General features: G+C 63.1%; 21 protein-coding genes. 6 read left to right on the forward strand and 15 right to left on the reverse strand.

Annotated features, from left to right (window positions below; genetic code table 11):
* Window positions 1-120: 120 nt before the first annotated feature.
* On the forward strand, window positions 121-1137 hold the full coding sequence (locus tag ACLH0H_RS19395; RefSeq protein WP_411379243.1) for an IS110 family transposase: 1017 nt from the start codon (window positions 121-123) through the stop codon (window positions 1135-1137).
* Window positions 1138-1508: 371 nt separating this feature from the next.
* On the opposite strand, the gene ACLH0H_RS19400 is transcribed toward ACLH0H_RS19395, so the two are convergent.
* Genes ACLH0H_RS19400 through ACLH0H_RS19430 form a run of 7 tightly spaced genes read right to left on the reverse strand, consistent with a single transcriptional unit; the run spans window position 1509 to window position 8766 of the window.
* A complete protein-coding gene (locus tag ACLH0H_RS19400) occupies window positions 1509-2912 on the reverse strand; it encodes an amidase (protein WP_411379244.1) in 1404 nt (467 codons plus the stop codon).
* Window positions 2909-4177, reverse strand: a complete 1269-nt coding sequence (locus tag ACLH0H_RS19405) for a Zn-dependent hydrolase (protein WP_411379245.1) — start codon at window positions 4175-4177, stop codon at window positions 2909-2911. Before ACLH0H_RS19405 ends, ACLH0H_RS19400 begins: the two co-directional genes overlap by 4 nt.
* 13 nt (window positions 4178-4190) lie before the next feature.
* Complete coding sequence (locus tag ACLH0H_RS19410; protein ID WP_411379246.1) at window positions 4191-4886, reverse strand: ABC transporter ATP-binding protein; 696 nt, start codon at window positions 4884-4886, stop codon at window positions 4191-4193.
* Window positions 4886-5635, reverse strand: a complete 750-nt coding sequence (locus tag ACLH0H_RS19415) for an ABC transporter ATP-binding protein (protein ID WP_411379247.1) — start codon at window positions 5633-5635, stop codon at window positions 4886-4888. Before ACLH0H_RS19415 ends, ACLH0H_RS19410 begins: the two co-directional genes overlap by 1 nt.
* A complete protein-coding gene (locus tag ACLH0H_RS19420) occupies window positions 5632-6642 on the reverse strand; it encodes a branched-chain amino acid ABC transporter permease (protein WP_411379248.1) in 1011 nt (336 codons plus the stop codon). The genes ACLH0H_RS19415 and ACLH0H_RS19420 overlap by 4 nt, the downstream gene beginning before the upstream one ends.
* A 1-nt stretch (window position 6643) precedes the next feature.
* Complete coding sequence (locus tag ACLH0H_RS19425; RefSeq protein ID WP_076950915.1) at window positions 6644-7504, reverse strand: branched-chain amino acid ABC transporter permease; 861 nt, start codon at window positions 7502-7504, stop codon at window positions 6644-6646.
* Window positions 7505-7563: 59 nt separating this feature from the next.
* Window positions 7564-8766, reverse strand: a complete 1203-nt coding sequence (locus tag ACLH0H_RS19430) for an ABC transporter substrate-binding protein (protein WP_076950914.1) — start codon at window positions 8764-8766, stop codon at window positions 7564-7566.
* 38 nt (window positions 8767-8804) lie between these two features.
* Between ACLH0H_RS19430 and ACLH0H_RS19435 the strand changes: the two genes are divergently transcribed.
* Entirely contained in the window at window positions 8805-8939 is a 135-nt protein-coding gene (locus tag ACLH0H_RS19435; protein WP_411379249.1) for a hypothetical protein, read from the forward strand.
* Window positions 8940-9131: 192 nt separating this feature from the next.
* Here ACLH0H_RS19435 and ACLH0H_RS19440 read toward each other — a convergent pair whose 3' ends face one another.
* The 5 genes from ACLH0H_RS19440 to ACLH0H_RS19460 all read right to left on the reverse strand — a co-directional run bounded on the left by ACLH0H_RS19440 (window position 9132) and on the right by ACLH0H_RS19460 (window position 15395).
* Window positions 9132-9902, reverse strand: a complete 771-nt coding sequence (locus ACLH0H_RS19440) for a FadR/GntR family transcriptional regulator (protein ID WP_076950912.1) — start codon at window positions 9900-9902, stop codon at window positions 9132-9134.
* Window positions 9903-10009: 107 nt separating this feature from the next.
* A complete protein-coding gene (locus ACLH0H_RS19445; protein ID WP_411379250.1) occupies window positions 10010-10753 on the reverse strand; it encodes an alpha/beta hydrolase in 744 nt (247 codons plus the stop codon).
* Window positions 10754-10857: 104 nt separating this feature from the next.
* Entirely contained in the window at window positions 10858-12261 is a 1404-nt protein-coding gene (locus ACLH0H_RS19450) for an efflux transporter outer membrane subunit (protein WP_411379251.1), read from the reverse strand.
* Window positions 12254-14224, reverse strand: a complete 1971-nt coding sequence (locus ACLH0H_RS19455) for a MacB family efflux pump subunit (protein WP_411379252.1) — start codon at window positions 14222-14224, stop codon at window positions 12254-12256. Before ACLH0H_RS19455 ends, ACLH0H_RS19450 begins: the two co-directional genes overlap by 8 nt.
* Before the next feature lies 1 nt (window position 14225).
* Complete coding sequence (locus ACLH0H_RS19460) at window positions 14226-15395, reverse strand: efflux RND transporter periplasmic adaptor subunit (protein ID WP_411379253.1); 1170 nt, start codon at window positions 15393-15395, stop codon at window positions 14226-14228.
* A 369-nt stretch (window positions 15396-15764) separates the two neighbouring features.
* On the opposite strand from ACLH0H_RS19460, the gene ACLH0H_RS19465 reads away from it, so the two are divergent.
* The 4 genes from ACLH0H_RS19465 to ACLH0H_RS19480 all read left to right on the forward strand — a co-directional run bounded on the left by ACLH0H_RS19465 (window position 15765) and on the right by ACLH0H_RS19480 (window position 19818).
* Entirely contained in the window at window positions 15765-16247 is a 483-nt protein-coding gene (locus tag ACLH0H_RS19465; RefSeq protein ID WP_411379254.1) for a sigma-70 family RNA polymerase sigma factor, read from the forward strand.
* Window positions 16248-16366: 119 nt separating this feature from the next.
* Window positions 16367-17704 (forward strand): lysine N(6)-hydroxylase/L-ornithine N(5)-oxygenase family protein, encoded by a 1338-nt coding sequence (locus ACLH0H_RS19470; RefSeq protein ID WP_411379255.1) that lies wholly within the window; start codon window positions 16367-16369, stop codon window positions 17702-17704.
* Window positions 17705-17770: 66 nt separating this feature from the next.
* Entirely contained in the window at window positions 17771-18991 is a 1221-nt protein-coding gene (locus ACLH0H_RS19475; protein ID WP_411379256.1) for a putative DNA modification/repair radical SAM protein, read from the forward strand.
* Entirely contained in the window at window positions 18988-19818 is an 831-nt protein-coding gene (locus ACLH0H_RS19480) for a TIGR03915 family putative DNA repair protein (protein WP_411379257.1), read from the forward strand. The genes ACLH0H_RS19475 and ACLH0H_RS19480 overlap by 4 nt, the downstream gene beginning before the upstream one ends.
* 162 nt (window positions 19819-19980) lie before the next feature.
* Here the strand turns inward: ACLH0H_RS19480 and ACLH0H_RS19485 are convergent, their stop codons facing one another.
* Genes ACLH0H_RS19485 through ACLH0H_RS19495 form a run of 3 tightly spaced genes read right to left on the reverse strand, consistent with a single transcriptional unit; the run spans window position 19981 to window position 25757 of the window.
* Window positions 19981-21393: an efflux transporter outer membrane subunit gene (locus ACLH0H_RS19485; RefSeq protein WP_411379258.1), complete on the reverse strand. Its 1413-nt coding sequence runs from the start codon at window positions 21391-21393 to the stop codon at window positions 19981-19983.
* A complete protein-coding gene (locus ACLH0H_RS19490; RefSeq protein ID WP_411379259.1) occupies window positions 21377-22546 on the reverse strand; it encodes an efflux RND transporter periplasmic adaptor subunit in 1170 nt (389 codons plus the stop codon). Before ACLH0H_RS19490 ends, ACLH0H_RS19485 begins: the two co-directional genes overlap by 17 nt.
* Complete coding sequence (locus ACLH0H_RS19495; protein WP_411379260.1) at window positions 22536-25757, reverse strand: efflux RND transporter permease subunit; 3222 nt, start codon at window positions 25755-25757, stop codon at window positions 22536-22538. Before ACLH0H_RS19495 ends, ACLH0H_RS19490 begins: the two co-directional genes overlap by 11 nt.
* Window positions 25758-25796: the final 39 nt, after the last annotated feature.

The raw sequence follows: 25796 nt of genomic DNA on the forward strand, positions 1-25796 counted from the left end.
CACACCGAGCCTAGGCGAGGTGCCGAGTGGTGGGGCAAGAGCCCTAATGAGATGGTCAGCCCGGCGAGAACCTCAGGTCTAAACTACTGGGGTTCTCACTTTTCTTGAGGAGGCTTTCTCATGAACAGCGTAACGCTTCTAGGCATCGACATTGGCAAGAACAGCTTCCACTTGCACGGCCAAGACGCACAAGGCCATCAGGTATTGCGCAAGAAGCTCAATCGCCGACAGTTGCTGCCATTACTTGCACAAATGCCACCCTGCAAAGTTGCCATGGAATCCTGTGGCGGATCACAGTTTCTTGCCAGAGAAATCACCAAGCTCGGTCATCAGGTCCAACTGATTGCGCCGCAGCATGTGAAGGCTTACGTCACCGGCAACAAGAACGACTTCATTGATGCCGAGGCTATTTGCGAAGCCGCATCACGTCCCAGAACGCGATGTGTACAGGTGAAATCAGTTGACCAGCAGGTGCTGTCGACCGTGCATAAACTGCGTAAATCACTGGTGAGTCGACGCACTGGAGTGATCAACCAGGTGCACGGGTTCTTACTTGAGTTTGGCGTTATCTTTCCCGCCGGCTATGCTGCGTTGGAGCGGGTTCCTGCATTGATGGAAGAGCACAATCTACCTCTGCGCCTGCGGCAGGCTATTAGTCGGATGCTTGATGACATTCGTCAATTGACTCGCGAAATCAAAGCGCTGGATACCGAGATCAAGCAGCAAGTAAATGGGAGTGACGCCGGCAAAAGATTACAGAGCATCCCCGGCATCGGCCCCCTCATCGCTAGCGCGCTGGTGGCCGATGTCGGGGACGCTTCGATGTATAAATCGTCCCGAGATTTTTCGGCGTCCTTAGGGTTGGTGCCGCGGCAATACTCGACTGGAGGGCAAACCACTCTCCTGGGTATCAGCAAGCGTGGGGACAGGTATTTGCGAACCTTGCTGATGCAGGGCGCCCAAACCCTGCTTTATCGAATCGATAAACGAAACGATGCCCTTGGGGTCTGGGCCAGAAGTCTATTAGCTCGAAAACCGCTCAACAAAGTTGCCTGTGCGCTGGCTAATAAAATGGCCAGGATTGTCTGGGCGCTATTGACCAAAGGTGGCACCTACAACGGGCATGCCACCGCATAATCCGGCTTTACCACCAGCTTTTGCGACGTCAGTAGCTGATGACGATAAACGGCAGACATCCTGGCTGAGAACCTGATAACCAAAGCAGCTTTCGCAGCTGAAGCGCTTTTAAGGACAGGCAGGAGCGAATACTCATCAAGGGCCGAGCGTGTACCCGCGCTCACAAGGAGCCCGGATACATTAGCGCAAGCCTGATTTACCGTTCATCGTGACTGGATAGCAAAAGGTGGGCTGACCATACATTTGGTTACTTTCGCGCTTTTCGAAAGTGACCCGCCGTAAGGGCGGAACCAATAGCCGCCATGACCTAAATAACGGATATGTACCCGGTCAACCCCAACCAGCCTGGTCGGCCCGAAGGCCGCCACGTTTCAGCCCAGGCTCTGTGGAACGTCCAGGTGCCGGGTCGGAAAAGCCTTTGCATACACCTGGCAAACCCGCAAAACCGTATCATCCGCAAACCGCGCCCCCACCACATGCAACCCCACCGGCAAGCCATTCGCCGCCAACCCGCACGGCACCGACGCCGCCGGTTGCTGGGTGAGGTTGAAGGGGTAGGTGAACGGGGTCCATTCGGTCCACTCCGCCAGGCCCGATCCGGGCGGTATGTCGTGCCCGGCCTTGAACGCAGTGATCGGCATCATCGGCGACACCAGCACATCATAATGCTCATGGAACGCGGCCATGCGCGCCACCAGGGCTGCGCGCGCTTCGAGGGCCGCGTTGAAGTCATCCAGGCTCAAGCGTTCGCCGCGTTGTGCGATGCGCAGCAAACCAGGATCGAGCAGCTGCTTTTGCGCCTCGCTCATGCTCCCGGTCAGGCGTGCGGCGCCGGCTGCCCACAGGGTGTTGAACACTTCCAACGGGTCGCTGAAGCCGGGGTCGATTTGCTCGACATGGGCGCCCAGTTGCACCAGCCCTTCCACCGCCTGCGCGACCACCTTGGCCACTTGCGGGTCGAGGTCCACGTAACCGAAATTCGGGCTGTAGGCGACGCGCAAACCTTTCAGGTCAGTACCCGGCGTCAGCCACGGCGTGCTGCGTGGCGCGCCGATCAAGCCATCCCGCGCATCCGGTTGCGCCACCGCCTGCAGCATCAGCACGCTGTCTTCCACGGTGCGGGTCATCGGCCCCAGGTGCGACAGAATCGTCATCGAACTGGCCGGCCATTGCGGGACATAACCGAAGGTCGGCTTGATCCCGAAGGTGCCGGTAAACGCACAGGGAATCCGAATCGAGCCGCCGGCATCGCTGCCCTGGTGCAGCACGCCCAGGTTCAATGCCGCCGCCGCGCCCGCGCCGCCGGACGAGCCGCCCGCCGTGGTGCGGGTGTCCCAGGGGTTGCGGGTAATGCCGTAGAGCGGGTTGTCGGTGACGCCTTTCCAGCCGAATTCCGGCGTGGTGGTCTTGCCCAGCAGCACCGCGCCGGCCTTGCGCATAAAGCCGGAGAAGGGCGCGTCGATGTCCCACGGTCCTTCGGCGGACGTGGTGCGCGAGCCCTTGCGGGTGGGCATGCCGACGGTCAGCGTCAGGTCCTTGATCGACGCCGGTACGCCGTCCAGCGCACCGCACGGCTCGCCCTTGAACCAACGTTGTTCCGAGGCGCGTGCGGCATTCAGTGCGCCTTGCGGGTCGACATGGCAGTAGGCGTTGACCACCGGGTTGTAGCGCTCGATCCGCAGCAGCGCATCTTCGGTAACTTCCACCGGTGACAAGGATTTGTCGCGAAAACGCTGCAGCAATTGCACCGCCGTCAGTTTGCCGATCTCACTCATGCCGCTTCCCCCTGCGCCGCATTGACCATGGCGCGCAGCAATACCGCGCAGCCCGCCGCCAGGTCATCCGGCGCGGCGTTTTCGATTTCGTTGTGGCTGATGCCGCCTTCGCACGGCACAAAGATCATCCCGGCCGGGCCCAGTTCGGCGACGAAAATCGCGTCGTGGCCGGCGCCGCTGACAATGTCCATATGGCTCAGGCCCAAGGCGCTCGCAGCGTCGCGCACGGCGTTGACGCACGCCGGGTGGAAGTCCAGCGGCGGGAAATCGGCGGTGGGCGTCAGTTCAAAGGTCAAGCCGTGACGGGTGGCCGTGGCTTCGATCACGCCGCGCACTTCATCGACCATGGCTTGCAGCCTGTCGGCATGCAGATGGCGCAAGTCAATTGTCATCTGCACTTGACCTGGGATCACGTTACGCGACCCCGGATGCAGGCTCAGGCAACCGACCGTGCCACACGCGTGGGGCTGCTGCTGATGGGCGATGCGGTTGACCGCGCTGACGACTTCGGCAGCGCCCACCAGGGCGTCCTTGCGCAGGTGCATCGGCGTCGGGCCTGCGTGGGCTTCGACGCCGGTGAGGGTCAGGTCGAACCATTTCTGGCCCAGGCAGCCCATCACCACACCGATGGTGGTGGCCTGGTCTTCAAGTACCGGGCCTTGCTCGATATGCGCCTCGAAATACGCGCCGACCGGATGGCCCAGTACCGCGCGCGGGCCGGCATAGCCGATGCGCTGCAACTCAGCGCCCACTGACAGGCCCTGGTCATCAAGTTTGCCCAGGGTCTCCTGCAGATCGAACTGACCGGCAAACACCCCGGAGCCCATCATGCACGGCGGAAAGCGCGAACCTTCTTCGTTGGTCCACACCACCACTTCAATCGGCGCTTGGGTTTCGATGTTCAAATCGTTGAGGGTGCGGATCACTTCCAGCCCGGCCATCACACCGTAGCAACCGTCGAACTTGCCGCCGGTGGGTTGGGTGTCGATATGGCTGCCGGTCATCACCGGGGGCAGGGCGGGATTGCGCCCGGCGCGGCGTGCGAAGATATTGCCGATGGCGTCGACACTGACGCTGCACCCGGCGGCTTCGCACCACTGCACAAACAGGTCGCGGGCCTGGCGGTCCAGGTCCGTGAGTGCCAGGCGGCACACGCCGCCCTTGACCGTGGCGCCCAGTTGCGCCAAGTCCATCAGCGATTGCCACAGGCGGTCGCGGTTGATCAGCGGGGCGTTGCTCTGAAGCGCTTGCGCAAAACTATTCATCAGCGTTCTCCGGTCAGGCACTCAGGGCCAAATAGCGGTTCTTGATGCTCGGGTCGGCACGAAAGTCAGCGGCGCTGCCCTCGTAGACCACGCGGCCTTGTTCGAGCACGTAATGGCGGTCGGCGAGCTTGTCGCAGACCATCAGGTTCTGTTCCACCAGCAGCACCGGCAGGCCGTCGTCCTTGACCTTGCGCAAGATCTTCACCAACTCGTCGACGATCACCGGGGCGAGGCCTTCGGTGGGCTCATCGAGGATCAGCAACTTGGGGTCGTTGAGCAGCGCGCGGGCGATGGCGAGCATTTGCTGCTCGCCGCCGGAGAGTGCGTGGCCGGCGTTTTTGCGCCGTTCCTTGAGCCGCGGGAACATGGCGTAGACGTCCTCGAGCTGCCAACGGCTGGTTTTGCGCGCGGCGATGCGCAGGTTTTCCTCGACCGTGAGCAGGCGAAAAATCCCGCGGTTCTCCGGCACCAGTGCCAGGCCCTGGCGCGCGATCTCAAAGATTTTCCGCCCCACCAGGGCCTGGCCATTGAAGTGGATCTGGCCCTGGCGCGGGCAAATAACCCCGAGGATGCTGCGCAGGGTGGTGGTCTTGCCGGCGCCGTTGCGGCCGAGCAGCGTCACCAGTTCGCCCGGGTTGACCGTCAGCGACACACCTTCGAGCACGTGGCTCTTGTCGTAGTAGGAATGGATATTCTCGACGATCAGCATCAGGCAGCCTCCCCCAGGTAAGCGGTGCGCACACGTTCATCGGCGCGCACGAATTCCGGCGTGCCTTCCACCAGGATCTGCCCATGGCTCATCACGGTGATGCGTTGGCTGATGGACATGACAATGCTCATGTTGTGTTCGATCAACAGCACCGTGTGATCGCGGCCGAGGTCGCTGATCAGTTGGGTCATGATCGGAATGTCATCGATGCCCATGCCCGAGGTGGGCTCGTCGAGCATCAACAGTTTGGGCTTGGAGCAGATCGACATGCCCACCTCCAGCACCCGCTGCTGGCCGTGGGACAACTCGCCGGCCAGGGTGTCGGCGCGGGCGCTGAGTTGCAGGCGCTCCAGCACCTGGTCGGCCATCTCCAGGTGTTCGCGTTTGCTGTCGACGCGGCGCCAGAAATTCAGCGCGCGGGCACCGTCACGGCCCTGTGCGGCCAGGCGCAGGTTTTCACGTACGCTGAGGTTCTGGAACAGGCTGGTGAGCTGGAACGAACGCGCCATGCCCAGGCCGACGCGGGCGTGGGCGGGTTTGCGCATCAGGTTCTTGCCGTCGAAGTGAATCGCCCCGGCGGTGGCCTGGCGTTCACCGGTGAGGCAGTGGAACAGGCTGGTCTTGCCCGCGCCGTTGGGCCCGATGATGGTGTGGATGGTGCCGGCTTCGACCTTGAGGTTCACGCCGTTCACCGCATGGAAGGCACCGTAGGCCAGTTCCAGGTCTTTGGTTTCCAGCAGGATGTTCATAGCCCTTGCTCCTTGGCGACGACAGCAGTTTTGCGGCTGCCGCGCACCTTGTCGAACAGCGACGCCAGGCCGCCCCACAAACCGCCGCGCATGAAGATCACCACCAGGATCAGGATTACCCCCAGCAGCATCAGCCAGCGCGGCCACAGGTCGGAGAGAAAATCCCCGAGCAGCACGATGGAACCGGCGCCCAGCAATGAGCCGAACAGCGAGCCGGTGCCGCCGACGATGGTCATGATCAGGATGTGCTCGGACATCGCCAGGTCGATGTTCGACAGCGGCACAAAATGCAGTAGCATGGCGTACAACGCGCCGGCGATGCCGGTGACGGCGCCGGACAGCACGAACACCAGGATCTTGAAGTGCCGTGTGTCGTAGCCGATGGCCGAGGCGCGGGTTTCGTTTTCGCGGATCGCCATCAAGGTGCTGCCGAACGGCGAGGCGATCACCCGGCGTGCACCGATGAAGATGAGCAGGAACAGCACCGCGACAAAACTGTAGAAGGCGCGGGCGTCGGCCAGCGACAGCAGCACGGTGTCACCGATACGGATCTCCGGGCGCGGCACGCTGAGCAGGCCGTTGTCGCCGCCGGTCCAGTCGCTGAGGGTGTAGGCGACGAAATAGGCCATCTGGCTGAACGCCAGGGTCAGCATCACGAAGTAAATGCCGGTGCGGCGGATCGCCAGGGCACCCACCAGCAACGCCAGGAAACCGCCCGCGACGGCGGCGCCGAGCAACGCGGTGAACAGGCCCATTTGCAGGTGGATCATCAGCAGCGCCGCGCAATACGCGCCGGCGCCAAAGAAGATGCCTTGGCCGAACGACAACAGCCCGGTGTAGCCCAGCAACAGGTTGCAGGCCAGCGCAGCCATGGCAAAGATCAGGATCTCGGTGGCCAGGGTCGCCGAAGGCAGTATCAGCGGCAGGCCGATCAGCACTGCCAGGACCCACAGCAACATCGCGCGCGATTGGGTCTTGGCAAACGGCAGGGGGTTTTTCTCGCTCATGTCAGGCTCTCCCGAACAGGCCGTAGGGACGAACCAGAATCACCACGGCCATTGCGCCATAGATCATCAGGCTCGCCCCTTGGGGCCAGAGTGTGGTCATCAGGCTTTGCACCACGCCCACCAGCAAACCGCCGACCAGCGCACCGCTGAACGAGCCCATGCCGCCGATCACCACCACCACGAAGGCAATGCCCAGGATCTCCGGGCCGACAAAAGGCTGGGCGCCGCGCAATGGCGCGAACAGCACGCCGGCGACACCCGCCAGGGCCACGCCGAGGGCGAAGGTCATGGAGAATAGGCGAAAGATATTGGTGCCCAGCAACGACACGGTTTCGGTGCTTTCACTGCCGGCGCGCACCAGGGCGCCGAAGCGTGTGCGTTCCAGCAGCAGCCACAGGCCCAGGCCCACCAGCCCGGAAAACACGATGAGGAACAGGCGGTAGTACGGGTAGACGAAGTCGCCCACCACCAGCACGCCGCGCAGCAGTTCCGGCACCGCGACGCTTTTGCCCACCGGGCCCCAGATCATCACGCTGGCTTCCTGGATGATCAGCGCTATGCCTAAGGTGACCAGGATCTGGAACATGTGCGGCAAGTGGTAAATCCGCTGGATCAATAATCGCTCGATGGCCCAGGCCAGCGCGGCCACCACCAGCGGCGCAATCAGCAGCGCCAGCCAGAAGTTGCCGGTGAGGCTCACGGCGGTGTAGCAGATGTAGGCACCCAGCAGGAAGAACGCGCCGTGGGCGAAGTTGACGAAGTTGAGCAGGCCGAAAATGATCGTCAGCCCGACCGCGATCAGGAAGTAGATCATCCCCAGCCCAAGGCCGTTGAGTATCTGGAACAGGTACAGATTAAGCATGCAGGAATCCTCGAACAGGCGGCCGCGCGGGCGACCCTGTCGTATGCAACGGGTCAGGATCAGGCCAGCGTGCAGCCCGTGGCATCCACCGGCGGGAACGACTGGCCGGCGCTGAGCACTTTGGCCAGGTCATCCTTGTCGGCCATGTCGCCGCTGGCCTTGCCGATCAGCAGGTAGTAATCCTTGATCACCTGGTGGTCGCCGGCGCGGATCGATTCCTTGCCGGTGGGGCCTTCGAAACTAAGGCCCTGCATGGCCTTGGCCACGGTTTTGCCGTCGAAGCTGCCGGTTGAGACGATGGTTTCGAGCATGACCTTGGTGCTGATGTAGTCGGCGGCCAGCGGGTAGGTGGGGTTGATGCCGTATTTGGCCTGGGTCAGCTTGACCAGTTCACGGTTGAGCGGGGTGTCGACCTGGTGCCAGTACTGCGCGCCGAGGTACACGCCTTCGAGCAGGTCACTGCCCAGCTCCTGGAACTGGTCAAGGCCGGCGGACCACACCAGCAGCACTTTCATGCGCTCCTTGATGCCGAAGTTCACTGCCTGGCGCAGGGTGTTGGACGACTGGCTGCCGAAGTTGAGCAGCACCAGCACGTCGGGTTTGGCGGCGATGGCGTTGGTCAGGTAACCGGAGAATTCCTGTTCCTGCAACGAGTGGTAGCTGTTGCCGACGTGTTCCAGGCCGTTGTCCTTGAGCACGGTTTTTGCGCCTTCGAGCAGCGCTTCGCCAAACACGTATTGCGGGGTGATGGTGTACCAGCGCTTGGCCTGCGGCAGCAGCTTGATCAGCGGCACCATGGTTTCGCGGATTGCGCCGTAGGTGGGCACCGACCAGCGGAAAGTGGCGGGGTTGCAGTCCTTGCCGGTGACTTCATCGGCACCCACCGGGGTCATGAATACGCCGCCGACCTTGTCGACTTCCTTGGCCACCGCCAGGGCCGATGACGACAACGTGCAGCCCTGGAAGAACCGTGCGCCGTCCTGCTGGATGGCTTCCTGGACCTTGCGTACCGCCTTGCCGGCGTTGCCTTCGGTGTCGATGACCTTGTAGTTGAGTGGGCGACCGAGAATCTCGGGGTGCTGTTCCACCGCCAGGCGCGAACCCATGTCGGCAAACTTGCCATAGCTGGCAAAGGCGCCGGACATGGACTTGAGGCCGTAAAAGGTAAAAGGCTCGGCGGCGAATGCAGAGCGTATGCCCAGTGGAAGGCTGAGGGCTGCTGCTGCGGTGAGGCTGGCTTTCAACAACGTACGACGCTGCATGGGGTGACTCCCTGGTTTAGTTATTGGCAGGAGTGGCAATGGCGATACGGTGGAGCAAGGGCCTGTGGGCAGGCCTGTTATTGGGTGATGCGATTTATCAGATCAACTCGGTCACCGTGGGAGCTGGCTTGCCTGCGATGCGCATAGGTATCGACACAACTTTCAAAGGCTGACAAATCTCCCTGTAGTGAGCGGGCTCGTCCCGCGCTGGGTGGCGAAGCCGCCCCAATAAAGACACCGCGCAGTTTCAGAAAAACCCAATTCGCCTGGTTTGGGGCCGCTTCGCAGCCCAGCGCGGGCGGTGCGACGATTCGCCAAGCCCGCTCACTACAAGTTGGGTTTCCAAATGGGAAATGCTGGTGTGTTCAGGGACGGTGATCGAACTCCAGCAAAAAGTGCGGGCTGACCTGGCCTTCCAGCGCGGTCATATGGTGTTCGGCATCGCACATGTGCTCATGCATCAGGCTGCGCACCGCGCTTTCATCCCCGGCGCGAAACGCGATCAGCAGTTGCTTGTGGTAGTCCAGGTTGGCCGCGTCGAACTGCTTGCGCTTGGGCTTGTAGGCCTTCTTCAGCACCACCAGGTCGCGCAGCAGGTCGTTGAGAAACTGCGCCATGAAACTCAGCAGCGGGTTGGGGCAGGCCTTGGCCAGCAGGTTGTGGAACTCCAGTTCCGCCAAGCGCTGCTCACGCTGGCCGGCCTCGCTGTCTTCCGGTGCGCTGCAAAAGTCCACGTTGTCCTGCAAGGCCTGGTAGTCGTCTTCGCTCAAGCGTCCGAGCACCGACACCGCCAGTTCCACTTCAATGACTTTGCGCAGTTGATACACCTGTTCGCCATCCAGATGTTGGAAGTGCAGGTAGTTGCGCAACGCGCGGCTGGCCGGCTCGGTGCCGGCCTGGTTCAGGTAGGCGCCGCCGCTGGGCCCGGTGCGCGTGCTCACCAGGCCTTCCACTTCCAGCGCCTTGAGCGCTTCGCGGGCCGAGCCCTTGGAACACTGGAAGCTTTCCATCAGCTCACGTTCGGTGGGCAGACGGTCGCCGGGTTTCAACGCATCGGTGACGATGGAGCGCTTGACCGACTCGACGATTACATCGGACAGCTTCTGGCGTTTACGTCGCAGCGGGCGGCTTAGCATGGTTTCGATTTATCGTATTAATGCGGATAAATAGCACTTAATAGCGATCGCGGCGCAGCGTCAACGTTGGATGTCGTTTTCAATGGCAGAAGGTCGCAAACGGATGGTTACTCCCCGTTGCCTGGATCCAGGCAACGCGTGGACGGCGGTGGTTGCTTGCCGAACACCAGGAAGTCACCGGCCCAGCGGTTGATACAACCGCTGGTCTCCTGTTTGTCCGGCTCTTTCAGGCGCAGTTGTGCCACATGGGGCGCCGCCGTTCCAGCGTGTTGCGCGTTGACCAGCACCATGCGCGCAACCCGCTGCGGGAACAGTGTCGCGTAATGGTTGCCCAGGCGGGCGGCGTCGGCGCTGCCGAGGTAGAGCAGTTGGGCGTCGCCGAGTTGGGTACGGACGAACTCCATATCCTGCGCGGCCTGCTCAATGCCGTTTTCGTTGCTGAGGTCGCGAGGGCTCAGTTCAATGACGTCGTATCGGTTGACCAGCGTGCGATAGGCCGGGTTGGAGTAGGCGCCCCAGAGGCTGGTCAAATGAATGACAAAAGTGCCGCCCTGGTTCTTTTTGGCGGCGTCGCCCGCCTGGGCAAATACCACGCCCTCCCGGTTCAGCGGGTCACGGGCGCCGACGCGGGTCAGGTACAGGCGCAGGCGGCCTTGTCGGGGCGCGGCGTGGTTGCGCGGCACGGTCACGACGCCGCATTGGGTGCGTTGCAGCACTTCGGGGTCCAGGCGTTCCGCGCCGGGCAGGGGGCAGTCCAGCAGCCAGTCGATGGCGGTAGGAGGAATCAGCGGTTGGGCTGCGCTAGCCGTGACCCAGAGGCAGGCGCACGTCAGGTATTTTGCAACAGTCATCGAAAGGTCCTGGGCGGCCGGGTGAGAGCGGCTTTTTTACCAAGGACCTTTGGTCGATTAATGTAGGGTGAGAAGACAGCTGATGTACGAAACTGGAGTTTTGTTTATCGGATCTGCGTCTGCCAACCGCCGCCCAGCGCCTTGTACAGCGCGATGCTCGCCTGCAGGCGCGACAGACGCAGCTGTACGTTCTGGTCTTGCGCCGCGTACAGGGTACGTTGGGTTTCCAGCACGGTGAGCAGGTCTGCGGCGCCCGCCTGGTAGCGGCTTTCGGCGATCTGGAAGGCGCTCTGGGCCTGTTGCAGTTCTTCACTTTGCCATTGGCGTTGCTCGTCGAGGCGGGTAATGCTGCTGAGGGCTTTTTCCACATCAGCAAAACCGTTGATGATCGCGCCGCGATACGTTTGCAGCAGCTCATCCTGGCGTGCGCGGGCCTTGTCGCGTTCAGCGCTTAAACGACCGTTGTTGAAGATGGGGCCGACCAGGCCGGCGGTCAGCGTGTAGTAGGGGCTGCGCAGGACATCCGCGACCTTGTAGGCGTCTGAACCCAGGGTTGCGCCAAGGGTGATGGCGGGCAGCATGGCCGCCCGGGCCACGGTGACGTCGGCTTGTGCCGCCGCCAGTTGCGCCTCGGCCTTGGCGATATCGGGCCGGCGGCTGAGCAACTGGCTGGGCACGCCGGCGCCGATGGTCGGCCAGGTCAGCGCCGCGAAGGGCTCTGCACCGAGTTGCAGGGCCTGCACCGGCTGGCCGAGGAGGGCGGCCAGGATAATCCGCGATTCTTCGGCCAGTTGCTTGATCAGCGGCAGTTGGCGCTGCTGGCCGGCCACCAGGCTTTTTTGCTGGGCCAGTTCCAGGGCGGTGGCGGAGCCTGCGTCATAGCGGGTCTGCACCAGGTCGAGCACACTGCGCGCGTTGCCCAGGTTCAGCGCGGCGATCTGCTCGCGCTGCTGGGCGGCCAGGGTTTGGGCGTAGCGGTCGGCCACGCTGCCGAGCAGGGTCAGTTCCACGGTCGCCTGGTCGAACTCGCTGGCGCGCAGGCTGTGCAGGGCGCTGTCGCGCGCAGCGGCGCGGCCGCCCCAGAAATCCACTTCATAGCTGGCCGTGAGGTTGGCGCCGAAGTTGTCGACGGCTTCGTCGCTTTGTGAGGCATCCAGGTCCGGTCCCCCCGGGCCGTTCAGCAATTTCTGATGGCTGGTGGTGAGGTTGAACTTGACCTCTGGCAACAACGGCGCACCGGCGATCACTGCACTGGCTTGGGCTTGACGCACGCGGGCGGTGGCGGCGGCCACATCGAAACTGTCGCGGCGGGCCAGGTCGACCAGACGGTTCAACTGCGGGCTGCCGAATTGCGTCCACCATTGCCGGTTGGTGGCTTGGGCGGCGTCGCGCTCGGCATATTGCCAGGCGGCTGGCGGTGCGATGCCGCTGTCGATAGCGGGCGGGTTGCCGGCGCAGGCGCCGAGCAGCACACACAGACCTGGCACGTAGAGGGATCGTTTATTCACTGGTCAACGCCTTAACCGGATCGAGCCGGGCAGCTTTACGGGCCGGCATGAAGCCGAATACGACGCCGGTGACCAGGGCACAACCAAAGGCGCCCAGCACCGCCACCAGGGAAAACTGGACCGCCACCTCTGCCAGCACCAGCACGCCGCCCACCAGCAGGGCCAGGGCGATGCCGCACAGGCCGCCGACCACCGAAAGCATCACCGCTTCCGTCAGGAATTGGCGCAGGATGTCGCGCTGGCGCGCCCCGGTAGCCATGCGAATGCCGATTTCGCGGGTCCGCTCGCGCACGGTCATCAGCATGATATTCATCACGCCGATACCGCCCACCAACAGCGAAATCGCCGCAATCGAACCGAGCATCAATGACAGCGTGTTCTGCGTGCGCGCTTCGGCCTGGATCATTGCCGCATTGTTGGTCAGCTCGTAATCACGCTTGCCGTTGTGCAACCGCTGCATAAGCTGGTCGATGGCCAGCTCGGCTTCGCGGACCTTGCGCGCATCGGCCGCCGCGATCACCACGTATTCTGGGTTGTAGCTGCCGAACAGACGCACGCTGGCGGCGGTGTAGGGGATGGCAATGCGGTCGTCGCTGTCCTTGTTGCCGGAACTGGCGCCTTTTTCCGCCAGCACGCCGATCACCTGGAATGGCACGTTCTCGATCAGGATGTACTGGCCGATGGGATCGACCTCGCCCTTGAACAGTTTCTCGCGCACTCGATGCCCGATCACCGCCACTGTGGCCGCGGCGCGCTCGTCCGCGGCCGTGAAGTAGTTGCCCTCGACCACCGGCCAGTTGAAAATCTGCGGGAAGTTGGTGTCATTGCCGCCCACATAAGCCATGTAGTCGACATTGCCGAACCGCACCCCAGCCTCGCTGCCGTTGACCGGCATGATGCGCTGCACCTGGGGCAGCGCCGCCAGTGCGTGGACGTCCTCGAGGGTGACGATACCCGGCGGCGTACGCGGGTTGGGCGACGAGCCACTGAGGTAGATGATGTTGGAGCCGAACGCGCCCATCTGCGCCATGACCTGGCGCTTGCTGCCTTCGCCCACCGCCAGCATCACCACCACCGACGCCACGCCAATGATGATGCCCAGCAGGGTCAGCGCGGTTCGAAAGCGATTGATCCACATCACGCGCCAGGCGGCCTGTACCGCGTCCACCAGTTCGGCTTTCCACGCGCCATTGTGCTCGGCGCCGTCGGCCAGGCGTTGGCGCAGGTCCACGGCTTGCAACGCACCATTCGTCAGTGCCGGTGCGGCATCGCCGTCATCGGCCGAGTCGCTGATGATCAAGCCGTCGCGAATCTCGATGATGCGGTTGGCCCGCGCCGCCACTTCGCGGTCGTGGGTGATCAGGATCACCACGTGGCCCTGGCCGGCCAGTTCGTCAAGCAGAGCCATGACCTCGGCGCCACTGTGGCTGTCGAGGGCGCCGGTGGGTTCGTCGGCCAGGATGATATGACCGCCGTTCATCAACGCGCGCGCGATCGACACCCGCTGCTGCTGGCCACCGGAAAGCTGATGCGGACGGTTGCCGGTGCGTTCGGCCAGGCCAAGGCGCGTGAGCAGGGCGCTGGCGCGGGCGTGGCGCTCGGCGGCGCTGATGCCGGCATAGATCGCGGGCATTTCGACGTTTTCCTGGGCCGAGCCCGAGGGGATCAGGTGGTAGCCCTGGAACACAAAGCCGAAGGCTTCGCGGCGCAGCCAGGCCAGTTCATCGCTGTCCAGGTGGGCGACGTTTTCCCCGGCGAACAGGTAGTCACCCATGCTGGGGCGGTCGAGGCAGCCGAGGATATTCATCAAGGTCGATTTACCCGAGCCCGAGGCCCCGACGATGGCGACGAACTCCCCGGCATGGATCGACAGGTCGATGCCGCGCAATACGTCAACCTGCGGGCTATCGCCGCCGCCGTAGGATTTACGGATGTTATTGAGTTCGATCAGGGGCGTGGTCAACTCAACCCCCGCTGCCGTCGGCCGGACCGATCAGCAGTTGATCGCCTTCGTCCAGGCCGTCGAGCACCTGGACGCGCAGGCGGTCGCTGATGCCCAACTGCACGTGACGTTCTTCGATGCGCCCGTTCTTGGTCATGACCCGCGCGATCTGGCGTTCGGTGCCGGAGTTGCCCTGCAACGCGGCGACTGGTGCGGTGAGGGCGCCCTTGACTTGGCTGGCGACGAAAAATACTTGGGTGGTCATCTCCGCCATCAGTGCATTGTCGCTGTTATCCACGTCCAGCAACACGGTGTACAGCACCACGCGGCCACTGCCGCTTTTATTGGAACTGTTTGGGCTGCCGCTGCCCTGGGTTTCGTTCAACGGCTTGGGCGGGATCGGCAGGATCTGCCGTACGGTGCTGGTCCAGCGTCGGTTGCCGCCGCTGAGGGTGGTGAAATACGCGGTCATGCCGGGTTTGACGTGGCCGATATCGGCCTCGGAGACTTCTGCCCACACGGTCATCGGCGACAATTTGGCGATGCGCAGGATCAGCGGGGTCTGCTGCTGCGCATTGAGGGTCTGGCCGACCCGTGCGTCCACCGCCACGACGGTGCCGGCCATGGGCGCGTAGATGCGCGTGTAGCCCAGTTCCGCCTCGTCGCTGCGCAGGCTGGCCCGGGCCTGGCGGATCTGGGCCTGGTACATGTCGATCCGGGCCTGGGTGGCCTTGAGCTCCGCGCTGGCGGTTTGTACGTCTTCCTCGCGGGTGGCGTTACCGGCGGCCAAGCGTTGCTGGCGCTGGTATTTCTGGCGCGCCAGCTCGTGCTGGGCCTTTTGCTCCTGCAGCTGGGCGTTGAGGTTCTCGATGGCGTAGCGGCTGGCATCGAGCTTGGCCTGTTGCGTGGACGGGTCGATCTCCACCAGCAGTTGGCCCTCCCGGATCTGGTCGCCGGCCTCGACGTGGATCTTGCGGATCTGCCCGGAGGCCTGGGCGCCGACGTCCACGTAGCGGCGTGGTTGCAAGGTGCCCAGGGCGGTCACGCTGTTTTCGATGTTGCCGCGGCTGACGGTCACGGTGGTGAGCGCGTCACGCCCCGGCGGCAGCACCTGCCAGGCCGCGATGGCGATGATGGGGAGCAGGCACGCGATAGCCAGGAAGGCGCGTCGGGCAGGTCGAGGGCGTTTCATGCTTGGGTTCCAGCCAGGAAAGTTCGGACCGCAGTTGCGGGGAGCTGACAAGTAAACGAGGGAATTGCCCGCAGATTTAGGCGGTTACACAAGCGGTTACAGCTCCCTTGAAGAAAAATTATCGTCCATTGAGGCAAGTGTGCTTAAAAGTAGATGAGAATTACTATAAATTGCACGTACCCAATCTGCCATTACTGAGTGGCTTGATTTCTTGTAGGCGCGAGCTTGCTCGCGAAGAGCGCCCAGGCTATGCGTTCTTCCTGAATGTGCGCGTTATCGTTAACGACCTTCGCGAGCAAGCTCGCTCCTACAAACGCTGTCTTCTTTCGCACCCAAGGGCCTAATGCCGCCACTCGGCGGTCGGGAGTCATGTTGGAAAACTACTATCGCGAGCTGGTGTGTTTCCTCAATGCCAAGCTGGGCAACCGTCAGGTGGCCGAAGATGTGGTGCATGACGCTTATGTCCGGGTGCTGGAACGTTCCAGCCAGGTCCCCATCGAACAACCTCGCGCCTTTTTGTACCGCACTGCTCTTAACCTGGTGATCGACGGTCACCGCCGCAACGCCTTGCGCCAGGTCGAACCGCTGGAGGTGCTTGACGCCGAAGAACGCTTCGCCACCAGCTCGCCGCACACCCAGCACGACCATGGCCAGCGCCTGGAACTGCTCGAACGCGCCTTGGCCGAGCTGTCGCCGGCCTGTCGCGACAGCTTTCTGCTGCGCAAACTTGAGGGCCTGACCCACCTGCAGATCGCGGAGCGCCTGTGTATTTCCCGCGCGCTGGTGGAGAAACACATCGTCAACGCCATGAAGCACTGCCGGGCGCGGATGCGCGAGTGGGAAACCTGCTGACCCGCTGTTAGTTAAATTTTATTTCACTGTCCTCGTTTCCTATCAACACATGACCTGTTGTGCAGGTCTTGAAGGTATTCCCGCCCCACCGCCAAGGGGCTTATCCAGAGGACACTGGAATGACACAGGCAATTGCTTCGCCCGCGGTTCACGACCTGATCGGTATCGGTTTCGGCCCTTCGAACCTGGCGCTGGCCATCGCCCTGCAGGAGCGCGAAAAGGCCCAGGGCAAACTCGACGTGCTGTTTCTCGACAAACAGGCCGACTACCGCTGGCACGGCAATACCCTGGTGACCCAGAGCGAACTGCAGATTTCGTTCCTCAAGGACCTGGTGACCCTGCGCAACCCCACCAGCCCGTATTCCTTCGTCAATTACCTCAAGGCCCACGACCGCCTGGTGGACTTCATCAACCTGGGCACCTTCTACCCGTGCCGCATGGAGTACAACGACTACCTGCGCTGGGTGGCGGGGCAGTTCCAGGCGCAGGCGCGCTATGGCGAGGAAGTGCTGGCCATCGAGCCGATCCTGCATCAGCAGCAGGTTGAAGCGCTGCGCGTGATTTCCCGCGATGCGCTGGGCGAGCAGCATGTGCGCACCACCCGTTCGGTAGTTGTCAGCGCCGGCGGCACACCGCGCATTCCCGAGGCGTTCAAGGCGCTCAAGGGCGACAACCGCGTGTTCCACCATTCGCAATACCTGGAGCGTCTGGCCGCGCAGCCGTGCGTCGAGGGCAAGGCCATGCGTATCGCCATCATCGGCGGAGGCCAGAGCGCGGCCGAGGCGTTTATCGACCTCAACGACAGCTTCCCGTCGGTGCAGGTCGACATGATCCTGCGCGGCTCGGCGCTCAAACCCGCCGATGACAGCCCGTTCGTCAACGAAGTGTTCTCGCCAGCCTTTACCGACCTGGTTTTCCAGCAGGAGGGCGCCGAGCGCGAGCGCCTGGTCGCCGAGTACCAGAACACCAACTATTCGGTGGTGGACCTGGACCTGATCGAGCGTATCTACGGCATCTTCTACCGTCAGAAAGTCTCCGGCATCGCCCGCCAGGCGTTCCGCACCATGACCGTGGTCGAGAAGGCCACCGCGGGCCCGCTGGGCATCGAACTGGCGCTGCGCAACAACGCCAGTGGCGAAACCAGCGTCAATCACTATGATGCGGTGATCCTGGCGACCGGCTACGAGCGCCAGACGCACCGCGCCTTGCTGGCACCGCTGGAAGCCTACCTGGGCGACTTTGAAGTGGCGCGTGACTACCGCATCGTTACCGATGAGCGTTGCAACGCCGGCATCTATATCCAGGGGTTCAGCCAGGCCAGCCACGGCCTGAGCGATACCTTGCTGTCGGTGCTGCCGATCCGGGCGGACGAAATTGCGGCGTCGTTGTATGCACTGGACCGTGGGCGTGGCCAGGGCCGCTCGGTGCAGGACTTGTTACTGGCTACCGCGAGCTGACCAGCTGCGCTTGTGAGCGGGTGGGTTGGCTGATACTGTACAAAAAACCAGTATCGGTAACCCTCCATGCAGTTGATCGAAAAACTCAGCATCCTCGCCGACGCCGCCAAGTACGACGCCTCGTGCGCCAGCAGCGGCGCGCCCAAGCGCAGCTCCGAGGGCAAGGCGGGGCTGGGTTCCACTGATGGCATGGGCATCTGCCACAGCTACACGCCGGACGGGCGCTGCGTGTCGTTGCTCAAGGTGCTGCTCACCAACTTCTGTCTCTACGACTGCCAATACTGCGTCAACCGCCGCTCCAGCGACGTGCCCCGCGCGCGTTTCAGCCCGGAGGAGGTGGTCACCCTGACCCTGGATTTCTACCGGCGCAATTGCGTCAGCGGATTGTTTCTCAGCTCCGGCATCATCCGTTCGTCCGACTACACCATGGAGCAGTTGGTGCGGGTCGCCAAACTGTTGCGCGAAGAGCATGACTTTCGCGGTTATATCCACCTCAAGACCATTCCCGACGCGGACCCGGCGCTGATCGCCGAAGCCGGGCGTTATGCCGACCGCCTGAGCGTGAATATCGAACTGCCCACCGAGGCGAGCCTGCAGACCCTGGCGCCGGAAAAACAGATCGTCTCGATCAAGCAGGCCATGCAGACCATCTACACCGGCGAGCAGACGGTGCTCAACGAACCCCGTGCGCCGCGTTTCGCGCCGGCCGGGCAGAGCACGCAGATGATCGTCGGCGCCGACGATACCGACGACAGCACCATCCTCCATGGTGCCGAGGCGTTGTACGGCAACTTCAAGCTGCGTCGCGTGTATTACTCTGCCTTCAGTCCCATCCCCAACAGCCCGAAGAGCGTTCCCCTGGCGGCACCGCCTTTGATGCGCGAGCACCGCCTGTACCAGGCCGACTTCCTATTGCGCAGCTATGGCTTCAGCGCCAACGAGCTGTTCAAGGGCCCCGGCCACCTGGCGCTGGATATCGACCCCAAGCTGGCCTGGGCCCTGGAACACCGCGAGGTGTTCCCCCTGGACCTGAACCGCGCCGAGCCGACCTTGATCGCACGCATTCCGGGCATTGGCCTGCGCACTACCCAGCGCCTGGTGGACCTGCGCCGTGAACGCAAGATCCGCTTCGAAGACCTGGCACGCATGCGCTGCGTATTGGCCAAGGCCAAGCCGTTCTTCATCACCAGTGACTACCACCCGCAACAGGCCGAAAGCACCAGCGTGTTGCTGCGCGAGCAGTTGCGCGACCGCCCGGCGCCGCAGCAGATGGGGTTGTGGGGATGATCAGTCTGGAATGCGGCAACCTGTTCAGCACCTGGCGCGAGCAGGCGCGCTGGTTGCTCAGCCATCAGGTCGACCCCAGCCAGGTGAGCTGGGGTGAAGCCGAAGTGGCCGATCTGTTTGCCACTGACCAGCCCGTTCCCGAAGGGCTGGGGCCGTTCCAGACACGGGTGCCCAAGGCCTTGCTGGAGCTGCTGGAATCGGCCGCCTGTTACAACGGCGACCAGCGCTGGAGTCTGTTGTATGAAGTGTTGTGGCGCGTCAGCCATGGCGACCGCACGGCGATGCTGGCGGGGGACAAGCTGGGCAGTGAGTTGCAACGGCGAATCAAGCAGGTCAGCCGTGAAGCGCACCACCTGCATGCGTTTGTGCGCTTTATCGCCTTACCCGCGGATGCGGGCCCCGACTTGCCGGAATACGTGGCCTGGCACGAACCGGCGCACGACATCCTGAAATCCGCCAGCCAGCATTTTGTCGGGCGCATGGGGCGCCATCGCTGGATGATCGCCACGCCGCTGGACGGGGTGTATTACGACGGCGAGCAGCTTATCCACCAGCGTGAGTGCCCCGAGGCATGGCGGCAACTGGCGCAGAATGTCGAAGACCCCCACAGCGCGATGTGGCTGACCTACTACAGCCACATCTTCAACCCGGCGCGGTTGAACCCCAAGGTGATGGAGGGGCACCTGCCGAGCCGCTTCTGGAAGAACCTGCCGGAAGGCAAGTTGATCCCGGGCTTGATCAGTGAAGCGCGGACAGGGAAGCAGAAGGACGGCCAGGCAAAACTGATCGGCGCCCGGCCCGGAAAGAAAATCCCAAGCCCCTTGTAGTGAGCGGGCTTGGCGAATCGTCGCACCGCCCGCGCTGGGCTGCGAAGCGGCCCCAAACCAGGCGATTCGGTTTTAACTGGAACCTTGAGGTGTCTTTGTTGGGGCGGCTTCGCCACCCAGCGCGGGACAAGCCCGCTCACTACACAATTCAATCGAGGCAAGTCAGCGCCGCCAACCACCACCCAAGGCAGTCACCAGCCCCACGCTCGCCTGCAACTGCCGCGTCTGTACAGCCTGCAATGTTCGCTGTGCCTGCAACGCCGCTGTCTGCGCGGTCACCACATCCAGGTAACTCACCGCCCCGGCTTGATAGCTGTTCATCGCCAGTGACTGGGTGTGCTGCGCGGCATCCGCCGCCGCCTGTTCATCCTGCGCTTGCTGCTGCAAGTCCCGCAGTTGCGCCAGGTTGTCTTCCACCTCCCGCACCGCTTTGAGTACCTGGCTACGGTAGTGCGCCGAGGCTTCTTCAAACTCGGCGTTGGCTTGGCGCTCATTGGCGCTCAGTCGGCCGCCATCAAAGATCGGCATATTGACCAGCGGCCCCAGCGCCCAGTAGCGATTGCTCGCCGACAGCAGATTGCCGACGCCTTGCGTCTGCCCGCCGATCAGCCCGGTCAGGCTGAAATCCGGATACCACGCCGCCTTGGCCACGCCGATATTGGCATTGGCGGCAAACACCCGGCGTTCCGCCGCCGCGATGTCCGGGCGCCGTTGCAGCAGGTGGCTTGGCAACTGCGCAGGAATCTTCGGCAGTTTCATTAACCCTTGGCTCGGCGCCAATGTGAAATCACTGGCGGCCACACCCACCAATTCTCCGATGGCATGCTCGGTAAGGTTGCGTTGGCCGCGCACGTCATCCCATTGCGCTTTGGCTTGAGCCAACTGGTTTTGCGCACGAGTAAGGTCCAGCTCCGATGCAATCTGGCCTTCATAGCGGCTGCGGGTCAGTTGCAGCGCCTGGCTGAAATCCTGCAGCGAACTGTTGAGAATCCGCGCCTGTGCGTCCAGGCCGTTGAGCTGCACGTACAAGGTTGCCAACTGATGCTGCAGGCTCAGGCGCGCAGCGGCCAAGTCATCGCCAGACGCCTGCGCCTGGGCATCGCCTGCGGCCACCTGGTTGCGGACTTTGCCCCACAGGTCCAGATCGTAGCCCAGCGAAAAACCGGCGGTGTCGCTGTTGTACACCGACGGTTGCGTACTCCCGCGCAGTGGCCGTGAGTCCGATTGGCGCTGGCGCAGGGGTTGCGCGCTGGCAGAGACCTGCGGGAACAACCCGGCCCGCAATTGGCTGGCGTACGCCTGGGACGCATCGAAATGCGCCAGTGCCGCTGCCAGGTCCGGGTTGGCCTTGAGCAGTTGCTGTTGCAGGTCATCCAGGCGCGGGTCGTTGTAGAGTTTCCACCACTCGGGCGCCAGTAGGTCGCACGGTTGCGCGCTGTGCCAAGGGCCATCGCTGGTCTGTTCGCGATAGTGGGTGGGCAGGTCAACCGTTGGCGCCTTGTAAGCGGGCGCCAGCGAGCAGCCTTGCAACGCCAGCAGCATCAAGGCTGCGATGGGTTTAAGCCGCGGGCGCATGCATACCTCCCGAGGCGTTGGCCAGTTGCACTGGGTCACCTTCACGCAGGGCGTCGGGCGGGTTGTCGACCACGCGGTCGGTGGGTTTCAGGCCCTGGTCGACCACCAGGCGCTCGCCCAGGTCCAGGCCGATGTGGATGCCCTGCAGATGCACATGGTTCTGCGCGTCCAGCAACGCCACTTGGGTGCCTTGGGCGCGGAAGATCAACGCGCTGGCCGGGATGCTCACCCCATGGGTGTCCGCTGGAATCGGCAAGGTGGCTTCGGCGTAATCGCCGGGCAGCAGTTGCCCGTTGGGGTTGTCTGCCACGAACTGCGCAAGCAGGGTTCCGGAGCGCCGGTCGATGGCGGTGGAGTCGCCGATCAGGCGGGCCTTGAAGTGTTCGCCGGGATGTTCGGGCACGCTCAGCTCGGCTTCAAGGCCGGGGCGGATAACGCCTGCGTAGTTCTGCGGTACCGGCACATACAGGCGCAATTGGTGGGTGTCGGCCAGATTGAACAGCTCTGGATCGCTGTCGCTGTCGGCCTTGATCAACTGGCCGATATCGGTGTTGCGCGCGGTGATGGTGCCGGCAAACGGCGCGCGTAGGGTCTTGTAGCTTTCCAGCGCGGTGAGCCTGGCGTAGTCGGCAGCGGCGGCTTCGGCATTGGCCTTGGCCGCGGCGGCATGGGAGGTTTTTTCGTCGGCCTCCTGACGCGACACCGAGTGGCTGGCCAGCAGGTGCTGCCAGCGCGTGGCGGTGGTTTCGGCCAGGCGTGCATTGGCTTGCTCCTGTACCAGGCGCGCGTGGGTCTGGGCCAGTTGCTGGTCGAGATCGGGGCTGTCGATCTCGGCGAGAATCTGCCCGGCCTTGACCTGGCTGCCGATGTCGGCCTTCCAGTCCTTCAGATAGCCACTGACCCTGGCGTGGATCGGCGCCTTGCTCCAGGCTTCCAGGTGCGCAGGCAAGCGCAGGGTATCGCCGGCAACGTTCTGTTGCGGCTGGAACACCATGACTTGCGCGACGGCGGCGGTTTCGGTCCAGGCGCTCACCGATCGTTTGTGCAGCGTGCGGGCGTGCAGGCCGTTGGCGACCAATAGGGCGGCCAGGGTCAGGCCACCCGCCCCCATGAGCATCAGACGCTTGCGCGAGGGTTTGTGATCAGACGACATGAGGCGTTTCTCCAGCAGTTGCGCGAGTAGGGTGACGACCGTGGACCAGGCTGAAGACCACGGGAACAAACAACAGCGTGGCGAGGGTGGCGAAGATCAAACCACCGATCACGGCTCGCCCGAGGGGGGCGTTCTGCTCTTCGGAAATCGCCAGGGGCAGCATGCCGATGATCATCGCCAGGGCGGTCATGCACACCGGGCGAAAGCGCGTGTAGCCGGCTTCGAGCGCAGCCTTCAACGCATCGCCATGGTCGGCCAGGCGTTCGCGGCAGAAACTCACCACCAGAATCGAGTTGGCGGTGGCCACGCCCATGCACAGGATGGCCCCGGTCAGCGCCGGTACCGACAACGAGGTGCCGCTGAGGAACAGCATCCACACGATTCCCGCCAGCGCCGCCGGTAGCGCGGTGATGATCACAAACGGGTCGGCCCAGGATTGGAAATTGACCACGATCAGCAAGTAGATGAGCACCACCGCGCCGAGCAGGCCCAGGCTCAAGCCACTGAACGCCTCATGCAGCGCATCGATCTGCCCGTGCAGGCTGATCACCGCGCCCTTGGGGCGCAGCGACGCGGTGTCATCCAGTACTTTTTGCACATCGCGCGCCACGCCGCCGAGGTCGCGGCCTTGTACGTTGGCGTACAGGTCCAGGGTCGGTTCGATGTTGTAGTGGGTCACCACCGCGGGGCTTTGCACGCGGGAAATGGTGGCCACGCCGCCAAGGATCTGCGATTGGCCGTCGGCGCCAGTCACCGGCAGGGCTTCCAGCGAGGGCAAGCTGTCGAGGCGGTATTGCGGGGTGGCGGCGACGATGGAGTACGACACGCCGTTGGCCGGGTTAAGCCAGAAAGTCGGCGCGGTCTGCGAACTGCCAGCGAGTGAGGCAACCATGCTGTTGGTCACGTCGCGCTCGGTTATGCCCAGGCCATTGGCGCGCATGCGGTCGACGTTGACCTGTAACGAAGGGTAGCCGGTGGACTGCTGGATACGCAGATCGGCGATGCCCGGTACGTGTTGCAAGCGGCGTTCGAGTTCCACCGCATAGGCGCGGTTCTCTTCATCGCTGCGCCCGGAGATCTTCACGTCCAGCGGGGCAGGGGCGCCGAAGTTGAGGATCTGGCTGCTGATGTCAGCGGGCAGGAACGCAAAGTGGCTGCCGGGGAAGCTTTGCGGCAAGGCTTCGCGCAGTTTTTTCACGTAGTCGGCGGTGGGCGCGTGGTGCTTTTTCAGGCTGATCTGAATATCGCCATCCTGCGGACCGATGGTGCCGCTGCTGCTGTAGGCCATGTCAATGCCGCTCAGCGGGATGCCGATATTGTCGACGATGGTGTCGAGCTCTTCGGCGGGAATCACTTCACGAATGCGCGCTTCGATGCGGTCGAAGGCGGCAGCGCTTTCCTCGATGCGCGTACCCAGCGGCAAGCGCACATGCAGGGCCAGGGCGCCGGCGTCGGTGGGCGGGAAAAAATCCTGGCCCAGGCTCGGCAGCAGCAGGAAGGAGGCGAGTACGCAGGCAAGAAATCCGAGGATAAAGCGCTTGCGATTACCCAGCGCCAAGGTCAGCAAACCGTAATAGGTATCGCGGATAGCCGAGAAACGGCGTTCGAAACCCTGTTGGAAATTCAACAATGATTGCAGTGCGGCGTTGCGCGGTTTCTGATGCTGTTCACCTTCGTGATGATTGATGAATTGATCTTCGGGGTGATGCCCGGCGCCTTGCTCCGGCGTATGCGGCTTGAGCAGGAACATCGCCAGTGTCGGCACCAGCGTACGCGACAGGACAAACGAACTGGCCATGGCAAAGATCACCGCCAGGGCCATTGGCCGGAACAGGTAGCCGGCGATGCCTTGCAGCAGAAACATCGGCACGAACACGATGCAGATGCACAGCAACGAGACGAACGCCGGGCCGACAATTTGAGCGGCGCCGTCGAGGATCGCGGTCTTCACCGCCTTGCCTTGTTCCAGGTGCCAGTTGATGTTCTCGATGGTTACCGTGGCATCATCCACCAGGATCCCCACGGCCAAGGCCAGCCCGCCGAGGGTCATCACGTTGAGGGTTTGCCCGGACACCGCCAGCAACGCGATGGCCGCGAGTACGGCCAGGGGGATCGATGCGGCGATGATCAGGGTCGAGCGCCAACTGCCAAGGAACAGCAGGATCATCGCACTGGTCAGCAGCGCGGCAATGATGCCTTCCTGGGCCACACTGCCCACCGATTGCTTGACGAACACCGAGGCATCGCCCAGCAGCGAGGTCTTCAGCGACGGTGGCAGGGTTTCGTTGATGCGCGGCAACATCCCGCGGATGCCGTCGATAATCGACAGGGTGCTGATGCTGCCGTTTTTCAATGCCGGCATCAGCACCGCGCGGTGGCCGTCGACGCGCACGATGTTGGTCTGCGGCGGCGAGCCGTCGCGCACGTGGGCGACTTGGCCGATGGTAATCAGCGCACCATCGACGGTCTTGATCGGCAGGTCGTTGAGCTCATCGATCGCCTTGGGGCTGTTATTGAGCAGTATCGTGTATTCGTTGCGACCGAGTTTGGCGGTGCCCACCGGGATGATCTGGTTCTGCAGCGCCAGGGCGTTGCCCACATCCTGCGCCGACAGGCCTTTGGCGGCCAGTGCCTGCGGGTCGAGGTCGAGGGTGATCTGGCGTTGCTTGCCGCCCATGGGTGTCGGCATGGCCAGGCCGGGCAGGGCGCTCAACGGCAGGCGGATGTTGTTCTGCACCAGGTCGCGAATCCTGGCTTCCGACAGGCTCGGGCTGGAGAACGCCATCTGCAGGATCGGTACCGTGGAAGCGCTGTAGTTAAGGATCAGCGGCGGCGTGATGCCCGGCGGCATCTGCTTGAGCACGGTTTGTGACACCGCCGTGACTTGGGCGTTGGCGGTGCGGATATCCACGCCGGGCTGGAAGAAGATCTTGACGATGCCCATGCCGGGCAGCGATTGCGACTCGATGTGTTCGATGTCGTTGACGGTGGTGCTCAGGGAGCGTTCGTAGGTGTAGATCACCCGACCGGCCATGGCATCCGGCGACAGGCCGTTGTATTGCCACACCACGGCGACCACGGGGATGCCGATATCCGGGAACACGTCAGTGGGGGTACGCAGGGCCGCCATCGGCCCGATGATGCAGATGAAGATGGCCAACACGATAAACGTGTACGGCTTGTGCAGTGCGGTCTTTACCAGCCCGAGCATGCGTGAACCTCCTTGGTGCAGGGTTGCAAACCCCGGCAG

The organism is Pseudomonas sp. MPB26 (assembly GCF_046605355.1).
Lineage (GTDB): Bacteria > Pseudomonadota > Gammaproteobacteria > Pseudomonadales > Pseudomonadaceae > Aquipseudomonas > Aquipseudomonas cedrina.

Excerpts from the sequence above, each read along its gene's own strand:
- ACLH0H_RS19395 (WP_411379243.1), top strand. The coding sequence starts at position 121 with ATGAACAGCGTAACGCTTCTAGGCATCGACATTGGCAAGAACAGCTTC.
- ACLH0H_RS19400 (WP_411379244.1), bottom strand. The coding sequence starts at position 2,912 with ATGAGTGAGATCGGCAAACTGACGGCGGTGCAATTGCTGCAGCGTTTT.
- ACLH0H_RS19405 (WP_411379245.1), bottom strand. The coding sequence starts at position 4,177 with ATGAATAGTTTTGCGCAAGCGCTTCAGAGCAACGCCCCGCTGATCAAC.
- ACLH0H_RS19410 (WP_411379246.1), bottom strand. The coding sequence starts at position 4,886 with ATGCTGATCGTCGAGAATATCCATTCCTACTACGACAAGAGCCACGTG.
- ACLH0H_RS19415 (WP_411379247.1), bottom strand. The coding sequence starts at position 5,635 with ATGAACATCCTGCTGGAAACCAAAGACCTGGAACTGGCCTACGGTGCC.
- ACLH0H_RS19420 (WP_411379248.1), bottom strand. The coding sequence starts at position 6,642 with ATGAGCGAGAAAAACCCCCTGCCGTTTGCCAAGACCCAATCGCGCGCG.
- ACLH0H_RS19425 (WP_076950915.1), bottom strand. The coding sequence starts at position 7,504 with ATGCTTAATCTGTACCTGTTCCAGATACTCAACGGCCTTGGGCTGGGG.
- ACLH0H_RS19430 (WP_076950914.1), bottom strand. The coding sequence starts at position 8,766 with ATGCAGCGTCGTACGTTGTTGAAAGCCAGCCTCACCGCAGCAGCAGCC.
- ACLH0H_RS19435 (WP_411379249.1), top strand. The coding sequence starts at position 8,805 with ATGGCGATACGGTGGAGCAAGGGCCTGTGGGCAGGCCTGTTATTGGGT.
- ACLH0H_RS19440 (WP_076950912.1), bottom strand. The coding sequence starts at position 9,902 with ATGCTAAGCCGCCCGCTGCGACGTAAACGCCAGAAGCTGTCCGATGTA.
- ACLH0H_RS19445 (WP_411379250.1), bottom strand. The coding sequence starts at position 10,753 with ATGACTGTTGCAAAATACCTGACGTGCGCCTGCCTCTGGGTCACGGCT.
- ACLH0H_RS19460 (WP_411379253.1), bottom strand. The coding sequence starts at position 15,395 with ATGAAACGCCCTCGACCTGCCCGACGCGCCTTCCTGGCTATCGCGTGC.
- ACLH0H_RS19465 (WP_411379254.1), top strand. The coding sequence starts at position 15,765 with ATGTTGGAAAACTACTATCGCGAGCTGGTGTGTTTCCTCAATGCCAAG.
- ACLH0H_RS19470 (WP_411379255.1), top strand. The coding sequence starts at position 16,367 with ATGACACAGGCAATTGCTTCGCCCGCGGTTCACGACCTGATCGGTATC.
- ACLH0H_RS19475 (WP_411379256.1), top strand. The coding sequence starts at position 17,771 with ATGCAGTTGATCGAAAAACTCAGCATCCTCGCCGACGCCGCCAAGTAC.
- ACLH0H_RS19480 (WP_411379257.1), top strand. The coding sequence starts at position 18,988 with ATGATCAGTCTGGAATGCGGCAACCTGTTCAGCACCTGGCGCGAGCAG.
- ACLH0H_RS19485 (WP_411379258.1), bottom strand. The coding sequence starts at position 21,393 with ATGCGCCCGCGGCTTAAACCCATCGCAGCCTTGATGCTGCTGGCGTTG.
- ACLH0H_RS19490 (WP_411379259.1), bottom strand. The coding sequence starts at position 22,546 with ATGTCGTCTGATCACAAACCCTCGCGCAAGCGTCTGATGCTCATGGGG.
- ACLH0H_RS19495 (WP_411379260.1), bottom strand. The coding sequence starts at position 25,757 with ATGCTCGGGCTGGTAAAGACCGCACTGCACAAGCCGTACACGTTTATC.